Annotated in this window: 10 protein-coding genes; all 10 read left to right on the top strand. The window is 60.5% G+C overall.

The window, feature by feature from the left end:
- The first annotated feature begins 205 nt into the window (after positions 1 to 205).
- Entirely contained in the window at positions 206 to 2,038 is a 1,833-nt protein-coding gene (gene aspS, locus QP909_RS06245) for an aspartate--tRNA ligase (protein WP_284766550.1), read from the top strand.
- Positions 2,039 to 2,161: 123 nt separating this feature from the next.
- Positions 2,162 to 3,376: a phosphotransferase gene (locus tag QP909_RS06240; protein WP_284766549.1), complete on the top strand. Its 1,215-nt coding sequence runs from the start codon at positions 2,162 to 2,164 to the stop codon at positions 3,374 to 3,376.
- 43 nt (positions 3,377 to 3,419) lie between these two features.
- Complete coding sequence (locus QP909_RS06235) at positions 3,420 to 4,811, top strand: replication-associated recombination protein A (protein ID WP_284766548.1); 1,392 nt, start codon at positions 3,420 to 3,422, stop codon at positions 4,809 to 4,811.
- 101 nt (positions 4,812 to 4,912) lie between these two features.
- A complete protein-coding gene (gene alaS, locus QP909_RS06230) occupies positions 4,913 to 7,597 on the top strand; it encodes an alanine--tRNA ligase (RefSeq protein WP_284766547.1) in 2,685 nt (894 codons plus the stop codon).
- Positions 7,598 to 7,607: 10 nt separating this feature from the next.
- A complete protein-coding gene (ruvX, locus tag QP909_RS06225; RefSeq protein WP_239277646.1) occupies positions 7,608 to 8,159 on the top strand; it encodes a Holliday junction resolvase RuvX in 552 nt (183 codons plus the stop codon).
- A gap of 38 nt (positions 8,160 to 8,197) precedes the next feature.
- The gene (mltG, locus tag QP909_RS06220) at positions 8,198 to 9,391 is read left to right on the top strand and encodes an endolytic transglycosylase MltG (RefSeq protein ID WP_239277765.1); all 1,194 of its coding nucleotides are present in this window, start codon (positions 8,198 to 8,200) and stop codon (positions 9,389 to 9,391) included.
- A 32-nt stretch (positions 9,392 to 9,423) separates the two neighbouring features.
- Positions 9,424 to 10,251, top strand: a complete 828-nt coding sequence (locus QP909_RS06215; RefSeq protein WP_284766546.1) for a shikimate dehydrogenase — start codon at positions 9,424 to 9,426, stop codon at positions 10,249 to 10,251.
- A 103-nt stretch (positions 10,252 to 10,354) separates the two neighbouring features.
- On the top strand, positions 10,355 to 10,756 hold the full coding sequence (locus tag QP909_RS06210) for a prepilin peptidase (RefSeq protein ID WP_350309219.1): 402 nt from the start codon (positions 10,355 to 10,357) through the stop codon (positions 10,754 to 10,756).
- A gap of 68 nt (positions 10,757 to 10,824) precedes the next feature.
- Positions 10,825 to 12,036, top strand: coding sequence for a chorismate synthase (aroC, locus tag QP909_RS06205; RefSeq protein WP_284766544.1), 1,212 nt, complete (start codon positions 10,825 to 10,827; stop codon positions 12,034 to 12,036).
- 3 nt (positions 12,037 to 12,039) lie between these two features.
- Positions 12,040 to 12,576 carry a shikimate kinase gene (locus QP909_RS06200; protein WP_284766543.1) on the top strand — a complete coding sequence of 179 codons (537 nt, stop codon included), beginning with the start codon at positions 12,040 to 12,042 and terminating at the stop codon, positions 12,574 to 12,576.
- Positions 12,577 to 12,599 lie beyond the last annotated feature (23 nt).

Here is a 12,599-nt window from a genome sequence, read left to right as displayed (position 1 = left end):
AAGATTGTTGCAAAGAGGCTGAAGGAGGGAAACGGTGGTTCTTCTGCGACCTTCGGGATTAGCTTGCGTCCACCTAACTGCGCTCCGCGTACTGGTAGGGATGTAGAATTGTGCGCGTTCCTAGTCTTGTGCTTGGTTTGGCGCGCGCTGTTTACGCGTGGCGGGACCCGCAAGTGACACAATTTTCAGAAGGGATTGAACAACAGTGCTGCGTACCCACTTAGCAGGTGAGCTCCGCAAAGAACTCGCAGGAGAGACCGTCACCCTAACCGGTTGGGTTTCCCGCCGCCGCGATCACGGTGGTGTGATCTTCATTGACCTGCGCGATCGCTCCGGCATTGCCCAGGTTGTCTTCCGTGAATCTGACGTGGCGGAGCGCGCCCACGACCTGCGTTCCGAATACTGCGTTAAGGTCACCGGTACCGTGGAGCCTCGCCCAGAAGGCTCGGAAAACCCCAACCTGCCGTCCGGTGAGATTGAGGTTAATGTCGCGGATCTTGAGGTTCTGAATAAGTCCGCAGCGCTGCCATTCCAGATTGATGATCCTTCTACCTCGGGTGAGGTAGGCGAGGAGACTCGTCTGAAGTACCGCTACCTGGACCTGCGCCGCGAGCGCCAGGCAAAGGCACTGCGCCTGCGTTCTGCTGCCAACCGCGCGGCCCGCAAGGTGCTGGATTCTCATGACTTTGCTGAGATCGAGACTCCAACCTTGACCCGTTCCACCCCGGAGGGTGCACGCGACTTCCTGGTACCAGCGCGTTTGAAGCCAGGCACCTGGTATGCACTGCCGCAGTCCCCGCAGCTTTTCAAGCAGCTGCTCATGGTCTCTGGCATGGAGCGCTACTACCAAATCGCGCGTTGCTACCGCGATGAGGACTTCCGCGCTGACCGCCAGCCGGAGTTTACCCAGTTGGACGTGGAGATGTCCTTCGTAGACCAGGACGATGTCATTGCCTTGGCGGAAGAGATTGTCACCGAGCTGTGGAAGCTCATCGGCTACGAGATCAAGACTCCAATCCCGCGCATGACCTACGCCGACGCGATGAAGTACTACGGTTCCGATAAGCCGGACCTGCGCTTTGACATCAAGATTGTGGAGTGCACCGAGTTCTTCAAGGACACCACTTTCCGCGTCTTCCAAAACGAATACGTAGGCGCCGTGGTCATGGAAGGCGGCGCTTCTCAGCCACGCCGTCAGTTCGATGCTTGGCAGGATTGGGCAAAGCAGCGTGGAGCCAAGGGTCTGGCCTACATCACCGTGGGCGAGGACGGCACCTTGGGCGGTCCGGTAGCTAAGAACATTACTGACGCCGAGCGCGAGGGCATTGCAGAGCACGTCGGCGCTAAGCCGGGCGACGCTATCTTCTTTGCCGCCGGTGACACCAAGTCTTCCCGTGCCCTGTTGGGCGCTGCACGTGGCGAGATTGCAAAGAAGCTGGACCTTATTAAGGAAGGCGACTGGGCCTTTACCTGGGTTGTAGACGCTCCGCTCTTTGAGCCTTCCGCTGATGCGACCGCTTCTGGTGACGTCGCGCTGGGCCACTCCAAGTGGACCGCGGTTCACCACGCCTTTACCTCCCCGAAGCCGGAGTACCTGGACAACTTTGACCAGAACCCGGGTGAGGCGCTGGCGTACGCCTATGACATTGTCTGCAACGGCAACGAGATTGGCGGCGGCTCCATCCGTATTCACCAGCAGGACGTGCAGAAGCGCGTCTTTGACGTCATGGGAATCGGTGACGAGGAGGCTCAGGAGAAGTTCGGCTTCCTGCTCGATGCTTTCCAGTACGGCGCCCCACCACACGGCGGCATCGCCTTCGGCTGGGACCGCATCGTCTCCCTGTTGGGCGGCTTCGACTCCATCCGCGACGTCATTGCGTTCCCGAAGTCTGGCGGCGGCGTGGATCCGCTTACCGACGCCCCGGCGGCAATCCCTGCCGCACAGCGTAAGGAGACCGGCGTAGACTACAAGCCAGAAAAGAAGAAGGAACAGGACAAGGCCGGTTCCACTACGGCAGAAACCGCTGAGGAGAAGTAGGCCGGGAGCTTAAACCTCGGCCTTTCAGGCGCACCGTGCGGGGCACATCGTAGTCCGCGGCAATTTCGCAGCGGGCGAACTTGTGACCCCGCTTTGGTGTGAGGGGGCATACTGGATAGAACTATGGTTGATAACAAAGCTGTGCTGTCACCCGAGGACGTCATCAAAGCCGCCTCGGAGATGTTGTCGCGCCGTTTTGGTGGTACCCCGGAAATGTCGAGCGTAGAGCGCTTGGATGGTTCCGGGAATGCAATGGTCCTGCGCGCCAAGATTGCCCCTGGAGCCTTCCTGCCGCACCGCTCGGTAGTCATAAAGTACAACCCGGTCACCGGCTATGGCGTCGATGATGCCGCGATGCTGCGCGAGGTGGTGGCTTATCAATTCACCACCGCGTTATCTGAGGACGTGCGCCCCGGGCCTGTGCTTCTGGCCCACGATCTGGAGCAGCGCATTATTGTGTTGACGGACTTGGGTGAGGGCGAAACGCTTGCCGATGTCCTCGTACAGTCCACCGATGATGACCGCGTACGGGTGTTGCGCTCGCTGGGCAGTGCGTTGGGGCACATGCACGCTGGAACCGCGGGCCATGAGCAAGATTATGAAACCTTGCTCACTAGGATGCTGCGCAAGAACCCGGACTTGGCCCCGCACCAGTCCGTGCGCGATGAGGCGCTGGAGCGCTCCATTAGCATCGGCCTTGATTTGCTGGATAAGGCAGGGCTTGAAGCACCGGCAAGCTTCCGGGAACTTGCGGGTCAAGCCGCACGCTCCCTAGCATCCGGCAAAGACCGGGCCTTTACTCCCTTTGACCTTTCGCCGGATAACATTATTGTGTCCCAGCGCCTGCACTTCTTGGACTATGAATGGGCAGGATTCCGCAATGTTGGCTTCGACGTAGCCTGCGTTATCGCCGGATTCCCACAGTTCCTCTTCTCCAAGCCGATTACGGACGAAGAGGCAGACATCTTCATCTCTGCCTGGTCCCGTGCCGTATCTGAGGTGTGGCCGCTATTTTCCAATGCGGAAGAAATCCACGGCCTTATCGTGGCGTCGCTTATTGGCTGGGCGCTATCGAGCGTGACCACGATGCACGCCGGCGGCATCGAAGGGCTGGTTGCCCTAGTTAGGGGAGAAGCCGAGGTCGTCCACGATCCGCAGCGCTCCATTTTGCGTCCGGCCGATCACGGACCGTTCACTGAAGATGAATTGCTCGTGCGCCGCGACCTCTATGAAACCTTTGAGGCGCTATCTCGATATGCCGCGCGCTGCGATGGCCCCACCTGCGCGCCCATTGCGGAATTTGGCAGCGCCATTGCGCGCCGCTTGGACGACGAATAGACAATCGCGATGTGCCCGCACGCTTATAGGAGGTAGCTTTCCAGTGTCTCAAGACTCTTTATTCGGCGGGCCCACTCCGGACCGCAGCGCGTCGCCGCTGCCCGGGAAGAACCTTTTCGCCACCCACGCCGGGTCGCCACTGGCGGCGCGGATGCGTCCCCAAAACCTAGATGAAGTGGTCGGACAAGACCACCTTCTGGCTCCCGGCAAGCCATTACGCCGCCTCGTGGAAGGCTCAGGGGAGGCCTCTGTCATCTTGTACGGGCCGCCGGGCACCGGCAAGACCACCATTGCCTCGCTCATCGCTAGCCAAATGGGGCAGAACTTCGTGGGCCTCTCTGCCCTCGATTCGGGCGTCAAGCAGGTCCGCGAGGTCATCACCCACGCTCGGCAAGAGCTCATTCATGGTCGGCGCACGGTGCTGTTCATCGATGAGGTGCACCGATTTTCCAAGACTCAGCAGGACGCGCTCCTTGCGGCCGTGGAGAATCGCACGGTATTGCTCGTCGCGGCAACCACGGAAAACCCTTCCTTCTCCGTCGTCGCGCCGCTTCTGTCTCGCTCGCTGCTGTTGCAGCTGCATTCGCTAAGCGACGATGACTTAAGGGGCGTCGCCAAGCGCGCGCTCGAAAGCGACCGTGGCCTAGGTGAGCGCGACATTCGGATTACCGATGAAGCCTTGGATCAGTTGGTGCTCCTCGCCGGTGGCGATGCGCGGCGCACGCTGACCTATCTCGAGGCCGCGGCCGAGGCGGTTGACGATGGCGGGGAAATTACCCCACAAACGGTCACGGACAACGTCAATAAGGCAGTGGTGCGCTACGACCGCGACGGCGACCAACACTATGACGTGGTTTCCGCGTTCATTAAGTCCATTCGCGGCTCCGATGTGGATGCGGCGCTGCATTATCTCGCCCGCATGGTAGAAGCCGGGGAGGACCCGCGCTTTATTGCCCGGCGGCTCATTGTGCACGCCTCCGAGGACATCGGCATGGCCGATCCCACCGCCCTCCAGGTGGCCGTGGCAGCGGCCGAGGCCGCTCAGCTCATTGGCATGCCAGAAGCCCGAATCCCGCTCGCGCAAGCCACCATTCACCTGGCCACCGCGCCCAAGTCTCCCTCGGTCATTTCTGCCATCACGCAGGCGCAAGCCGATGTAGCCGCCGGCAAGGTGGGCCACGTGCCACCGCACCTGCGCGATGGGCACTATGAGGGCGCCAAGCGGATGGGAAATGCCGTGGGCTATGTCTACCCCCACGATGATCCCCGCGGCGTAGTAGAGCAGCAGTATCTGCCCGATGAGCTGGAGGGTTCGGTTTACTATGAACCCACCGATCACGGGGCTGAGAAGCGTGTTTATGACTATATAGGCCGCTTGCGCAGCATTATTCGTGGCAAACGCGGCCCCGGCAAAAACGCGCGCCGGCCTCGCTGATCCCCACCGATGGGAAATCGCTGTGCAGCGAAGGGTAGAGTTGGGCGGGTTAGAAACTTCTTGATAGAAGATGAAAGCTCAGACAGTTAGGATTGTTGCTCGTGAAGACTCATGAGATCCGGGAACGGTTTACCCAGCACTTCGTCAATTCTGGTCACGAGGCAGTACCAAGCGCCTCGCTGATCCTGGATGACCCTAACCTGCTTTTCGTTAATGCCGGCATGGTTCCGTTTAAGCCCTACTTCTTGGGCCAGCAGAACCCGCCCTTTGCCAAGGGCCTTGCCACTTCCATCCAAAAGTGCGTGCGCACCTTGGACATTGATGAGGTGGGCATTACCACCCGCCACAACACCTTCTTCCAGATGGCCGGCAACTTCTCCTTTGGCCAGTACTTCAAGGAAGGCGCCATCACCAATGCGTGGGCCTTGCTTACCGGCTCCGTTGATGAGGGCGGCTTTGGCCTAGACCCAGAGCGCTTGTGGGTCACCGTTTACCTGGATGATGATGAGGCCGCCGAAATTTGGCGCGACAAGATCGGCGTGCCTGAAGGGCGCATTCAGCGCCTCGGCATGGAGGACAACTACTGGTCCATGGGTATCCCTGGGCCCTGTGGCCCGTGCTCCGAGATCTATTATGACCGTGGTCCTGAGTACGGCAAGGACGGCGGCCCGATCGCCGATGACAACCGCTACATGGAGATCTGGAACCTGGTCTTCATGCAAAATGAGCGCGGCGAGGGCATTGGCAAGGGCAACTTTGAGATCGTCGGCGAGCTGCCGAAGAAGAATATCGATACCGGCCTGGGCATCGAGCGCGTGGCCTGCATTTTGCAGGACGTAGACAACGTCTATGAAACGGACCTGCTGCGCCCAGTTATTGACGTAGCCGAGGAGCTTACCGGCGCCACCTATGGTGACAAGGCCTCCCACGAGGACAATATCCGCTTCCGCGTGGTAGCTGACCACTCCCGTACGGGCATGATGCTCATCCTGGACGGCGTGACCCCAGGCAATGAGGGCCGCGGATACATCCTGCGCCGCCTGCTGCGCCGCATTATCCGTTCCGCCAAGCTGCTGGGCGCTAAGGGCGCGACTATGGAGCGCTTCATGAATACGGTCATGGATACTATGACCCCGTCCTACCCGGAGATCGCAGACAACCGCGAGCGCATCCTGCGCGTTGCCGTGAATGAGGAAAAGGCCTTCCTGAAGACCCTCGAGTCCGGCACCCGCCTCTTCGATGATGCCGTCCAGGAGCTCAAGTCCACCTCCCGCGCGAAGACCGCAAAGGTCCTGCCGGGCGAGAAGGCCTTTGAGCTGCACGATACCTATGGTTTCCCCATCGACTTGACCTTGGAGATGGCCCAGGAGGCCGGCCTTGAGGTCGACATGGATGGCTTTAACGATGCCATGGGCGAGCAGCGCCGCCGCGCCAAGGCCGATAATCAGGCCAAGAAGCACGGCCACACTGACCTTTCCCTCTACCGTGACTGGGTAGACAATAACCCCACCGTCTTCACCGGCTTTGAGGAGCTTACTTCCGACGCCCGCGTGATCGGCCTCGTCCGCGGCGGCGAGAAGGTCGACCAGGTGCGCGAGGGCGAGCAGGTTGAGGTCATCTTGGACCACACCCCGCTGTACGCCGAAGCGGGCGGCCAGATGGCAGACCGCGGCCGCATTATTGCCGGCGAATCCCTGCTGGAGGTCAACGACGTTCAAAAGATTGGTAAGAAGCTGTGGGTACACAAGGCTACAGTTACCGCCGGCGGCCTTGACTTGGGTATGTCCGTTGAAGCAGCCGTCGACGAGCAGTGGCGCCACGGTGCCACCCAGGCGCACTCCGCAACCCACCTCATTCACGCCGCACTGCGCCAGGTGCTTGGCCCCACCGCCGTCCAGGCCGGCTCCATGAACCGCCCGGGCTACCTACGCTTTGACTTCAACTACACCGAGCAGCTCAGCCAGGCGCAGTTGGAAGAGATTGCATTGATTACTAACCAGGCAATCGACTCCAACTTTGCCGTCAACACCATTGAGACCTCCCTGGAGGAGGCCAAGGCCATGGGCGCTATGGCACTATTCGGTGAGAACTACGGCAAGGAAGTCCGCGTGGTAGAGATCGGTGGCCCGTTCTCCATCGAGCTGTGCGGCGGTACCCACGTTGGTTCCTCCGCTGAAATCGGACCGGTGTCCGTGCTCGGTGAGTCCTCCGTTGGCTCTGGTGCTCGCCGCATCGAGGCCTACTCCGGTTTGGATGCCTTCCGTTACTACTCCAAGGAGACCGCCTTGGTGGAAGGCGTTTCTCGCGAGCTGAAGGTACAGACCGAGGACCTGCCGGAGCGCATTGCTCAGCTGTCTGAAAAGCTCAAGGCAGCGGAGAAGGAAATTGAAACCCTGCGCAAGCAGCAGCTGGCTGCGCGTGCCTCCGAGTTCGTCAGCGCGGCTAAGGACATCAATGGGTTCAAGGTCATTGCGCTGACCTTGCCGGAAGGCACCACCGGCGGGGACCTGCGCACCGTTGCTACGGACCTGCGCAACCGCCTGCGCGAGGAAGAAGCCGTCATCGTCTTGGGCGCCGAGGACAAAGGCAAGTTCCCGTTCATCGCGGCGGCCACGGACAAGGCCGTTGGGCGCGGCGTGAAGTCCGGGGACATCGTCAAGCAGTTTGGCCAGTACGTTGACGGACGCGGCGGCGGTAAGCCGGATATGGCTCAGGGCTCTGGTTCTACTGCGGCCGGTGCTGAGCGCGGCTTCGAGGCCGTCAAGGACATGCTCGAGTCCCTGTAGGAGTTCGACCGTGGCAAAAGTGGAACCAGATACCCCCGGAGTTGATGATCCGGGGCAGGGCCGTCGGCTCGCACTCGATGTCGGCACGGTGCGCATTGGCGTGGCAGTGTCCAATAGGGAAGCCACGCTTGCCACCCCAGTGGAGACCGTGCACCGGGAAACCGGGTTCAAGGACCGCGATAAGGGCGATATTGACCGCATCCTAGAACTGATTGATTGTTATGGCGCAGTAGAGGTCATCGTAGGGCTGCCGCGGGACCTGCAGGGAAATGGCTCAAAAAGCGTAAAACATGCTAAGGAAATTGCGTTTCGGATCCGCCGTCGGTTGAATCGAGATGCAAATATAGATAAAGTTCCACCACCAGTACGTTTGGCTGATGAGCGTCTGACCACCGTGGCAGCAACTACCGCGCTGCGCGCGTCTGGCGTGTCCGAGAAGAAGGGCCGTAAAGTCATCGACCAAGCAGCAGCGGTGGAGATATTGCAGACTTGGTTGGATGGGCGTGCGAGCGCGCTACGAACCCAAGATGCAATAGACCAGCCTTCAGACTCAGGAGACTAAAACACGTGAGCCGTAACCAAGAACGCCTCGGCCGATCGATGGAGCCGAAATACGTCAAGCGCCGCCAGCGCGGCATTGCCGTTGTCATTGCGTCCATCATCGTCATCCTTGGCGCCCTTATCTACATCGGATTCCGCCTCGGCAATACCTCCGCCGATTATGAAGGAACCGGCAACGGTACCACCCAGCTGGTGGAGGTGCCGGAAGGCTCGTCCATGTCCGAGCTCGGACCTGCTTTGGTAGAAAAGAACGTGGTGAAGACGCAGGACGCTTTCGATTCTGCTGCGTCGATGAACCACAGCGCGAGCCAAATCCAGCCGGGCTTTTATCGCCTACAGGAAGAGATGAGCGCGGACGCCGCAGTCGAGGCACTGTTGGATGAGAATAACCGCGTGGACATGCTCGAGGTGCAAGGCGGCGCCACCTTGGAGGACGTCAAGGTTGTGGGCGGAGACGTCCGCTACGGCATTTACTCCCTGATTTCTGAGGTCAGCTGCAACGATGGCAACTGCCTGAAGAAGGAGGACCTGGAAAAGGTTGCCGCGGAAACCGACCCAGCCGAGCTGGGCGCACCGGAGTGGGCCTTGGACGCTATCAACAAGCGCGGTAATGACCCAAAGCGCATTGAGGGCCTTATCGCCCCAGGTCAGTATGTCTTGGACCCCAATATGGAGGCCAAGGACATCCTCAAGGACCTCATCACCCGCTCCACCAAGCGCTACAACGAGACCAATATTCAGGAACGCGCGCAGGCTATCGGTTTGAGCCCTTATGAGCTGCTCACCTCCGCATCCCTGGTGGAGCGCGAGGCACCGGCAGGCGAGTTCGACAAGGTTGCCCGCGTTATCCTTAACCGCTTGGACGAGCCAATGCGCCTGGAGTTTGACTCCACCGTGAACTACGGCTTGGAAGACGTTGAGCTGGCCACCACCGATGAGGCCCGTGGGGAGAAGACCCCGTGGAATACCTACGCGAAGGAAGGTCTACCGGATACCCCGATTGCTTCTCCTTCGGACGATGCAATCAAGGCCATGGAAGAGCCGGCTGAGGGCAACTGGAAGTTCTTCGTCACCGTGGACCAGGAAGGCACTACCGTCTTCTCCGATAGCTACGATGAGCACTTGGGCCGCGTTGATGACGCCATCCGCTCCGGCGTGCTTGACTCGAAGCGCGAAGGAGAGGGCGCTGGTTCCGGCAACGGCGACGCCGCTGCCGAGCAGCCCGCCCAGTAAAGTCGCGATAACCACAAAGAGGTAGAAACACCATGCCACGTGCGGCGGTCCTTGGTAGCCCCATCGAGCACTCCTTGTCTCCGGTGCTTCACAATGCTGGCTACGAGGCCGCCGGGCTGGCCGGTTGGGACTACACCCGCTTTGAGTCATCGGCGGAGGGGCTGCCGGAATTGGTGGCGGCAAGCGACTCAGAGTTTGTTGGCTTCTCCGTGACCATGCCTGGCAAGTTTGCTGCCCTCCGCTTTGCGGACACCGTAAGCGACCGAGCCCAACTGATTGGCTCGGCAAACACCTTGGTGCGCAGGGCTGATGGTTGGTTTGCGGACAATACCGATACCGAGGGCGTACGCGGTGCGCTCGCCGAGCTCCTGGGGGATAGTCCGGCAGGTCATGCGCTGCTCATTGGTGCTGGGGGCACCGCCCGTCCGGCGTTGTGGGCGCTTTCCGAGCGCGGGGTGAAAAAGGTTACGGTCCTCAATCGTTCCGACCGGAGCGCCGAACTGTTGCCGCTCGCCCAGAACTTAGGGCTGGAGCTTTCCTTTATCAGTTTCGACGGGGACTTATCCGTCCTGTCTCGGGAAGCCGATGTCATTGTGTCCACGGTTCCGTCAGCGGCGGTGAAAGACTATGTCTTTGACCTCGCCCACGCACCGGTGCTGGACGTCATCTATGATCCCTGGCCTACACCGCTGACCACGTGTGCGGCGGCCAATGGGTACAAGACTGTGGGCGGGCATGTCATGCTCGCCTACCAAGCATTTAGTCAGTTCGAGCAATTTACAGGGGTGGCCGCCCCGCGGGAAGACATGCTGAAGGCATTGAACCAGGAGCTGCAGAAGCGGTCGCAGACGACTAAGTAGGAGGGGCGTCGGCAAGCGGGGCCGGCAACCCTCGTGCCGTAGGAACTGCAGACTTCGCCATGTAGACATTGACGCCCAGCGCTTCCTCACAGCGTGCCTTAGAGTGATCCCCGTGCTAATAGTCGGGGGAATTATTTATGGTTTGTGGGCAGCAGCCTTGTCTTGGTGGGATATTCGGCAGCGCCGATTGCCAGACTGGTTAACCCTTCCAGCTGCGGTGCTCTCGCTCGGCGTTGCCAATTGGAGTGGGCTGTGGTGGCCGGGGATGTACCTCGTGCTAGGGCTGGCCCATGCAGGCGTGGGTGGAGGCGACATAAAACTCGCCTGGCCCCTGGGAATGCTGGTGGGGCATGTGGCCGGGTTTATGGGCGTGGTAGCGGCAAGCGGCAGCGCGTCCCTTCTGACGCTTTTGTGGTCCGCGTGCAGTCGGCAGAAGAAGAGCCCGCATGGTCCCGCAATGCTGCTAGCGGCAACGGTCATTATCGCATGTGCGCACCCTCTTTGAGGGGGTGGAAGAATATATTGCGGGACCAAGTTGGTACTGGATTGGCCAGGCCGTGCGATAATACCCGCATGCTTCGTTGGACTACTGCAGGTGAATCCCACGGCCAAGCTCTTATTTCGATGTTGGAGCATATGCCCGCTGGGGTCCCCATTACCCGCGCCGATATTTCCCATCAGCTTTCCCGGCGCCGCCTAGGCTATGGCCGCGGTGCCCGTATGAAGTTTGAGGCCGATGAGGTCACCGTGCTGGGTGGAGTCCGCCATGGGCTCACTTTGGGTAGTCCCATCGCCATCATGATTGGCAATACGGAGTGGGCCAAGTGGACCACCATTATGTCGGCTGATCCGCTGGATATGGACGATGAAGACACTATTAAAGCGATGAACTCCGGCCGCGGTGCCGCCTTGACGAGGCCGCGCCCCGGGCACGCGGACTTTGCCGGAATGGTGAAGTACCGCCACAGTGAAGCACGCCCCATCCTCGAGCGCTCTTCTGCGCGTGAAACGGCGGCCCGTGTGGCCGCAGCTACCGTTGCGCGCAATTTCCTGCGCGAGACCTTGGGCGTTGAGGTTCTCTCTCACGTGATTTCCATTGGCGCTTCCGAGCCTTATGAGGGGCCTGCGCCAGCGTTCGCGGACATCGAGGCTATCGATGCCTCGCCGGTCCGCGCCTGCGATAAGGCGGCTGAAGCCTCCATGATTGCGGAAATTGAGGCCGCAAAGAAGCAGGGCGATACCCTGGGCGGCATCGTTGAGGTTGTGGTCGATGGCCTGCCTATCGGGCTGGGCTCGCACATTTCCGGCGATGACCGCTTGGACGCACAATTGGCTAGCGCCTTGATGGGCATTCAGGCTATCAAAGGCGTAGAAATTGGCGATGGCTTTGCCGAGGCCCGACGTCGCGGATCCGCTGCCCACGATGAGATGGTCCGAACCGCAGAAGGCGTATCCCGCCTTAGCAACCGTGCAGGCGGCCTCGAAGGCGGCATGACGAACGGGCAGCAGCTGCGCGTGCGGGCGGCGATGAAGCCGATTTCTACCGTTCCGCGTGCCTTGCGCACTATTGATATGGAGTCCGGCGCTGAAGCTACTGCCATTCACCAACGCTCCGATGTGTGCGCGGTTCCCGCGGCGGGCGTCGTTGCAGAGGCAATGGTTGCCCTCGTCCTTGCGCGCGCCGTGCTAGAAAAGTTCGGTGGCGATAGCCTCGAAGAAACCTCTGCAGCCATCGCCGCGTATGATAAATACGTTTCGGACCGTCTTGCTTTTGACCAGGAGTAAGTTATGACCACCCCAACCGCCGTTACGGGCCTGCCCCGTCCACGCGTTGTTTTGGTTGGCCCGCCAGGTGCGGGTAAATCCACCATCGGCCGCCGCCTTTCCCACGCCTTGAGCTGCGAACTGGTGGATTCAGATCACCTCATTGAACAGGATAAAGACAAGCCGTGCGGGGAAGTCTTTAGCGAGCTGGGTGAACCAGACTTTCGCGCGCTCGAAGCCGAGCACGTTGCTGCGGCGCTGCGCACTGGTGGAGTAGTCAGCCTCGGCGGCGGGGCAGTGCTGACGGACTCCACCCGTGAGCTGCTGGAGCGCCATACTGTCATCTTTTTGGATATCTCCCCTGAAGAAGGTGCACGGCGGACGTCCGGGGACAGCAATCGGCCGGTGCTCGCGGCCGCCGATCCCCTCGAGCACTACCGCAACCTCGTGGAGGCGCGCCGCCCGTATTACCAGGAGGTGGCCGATTACCGGGTACGCACCGATGCCCGGACCCCACAGCAGGTGGTGGGCGATATCCTCGGCTTCCTCGATACCCTGTAGATTCCCCGCCGCGCTAACACTAG

Origin of the sequence: Corynebacterium sp. MSK195 (assembly GCF_030228885.1) — a bacterium.
Classification (GTDB): Bacteria; Actinomycetota; Actinomycetes; order Mycobacteriales; family Mycobacteriaceae; genus Corynebacterium.
The sequence above is the reverse complement of the archived record's forward strand: the minus strand, read 5'-3'. Positions and strand labels throughout refer to the sequence as shown.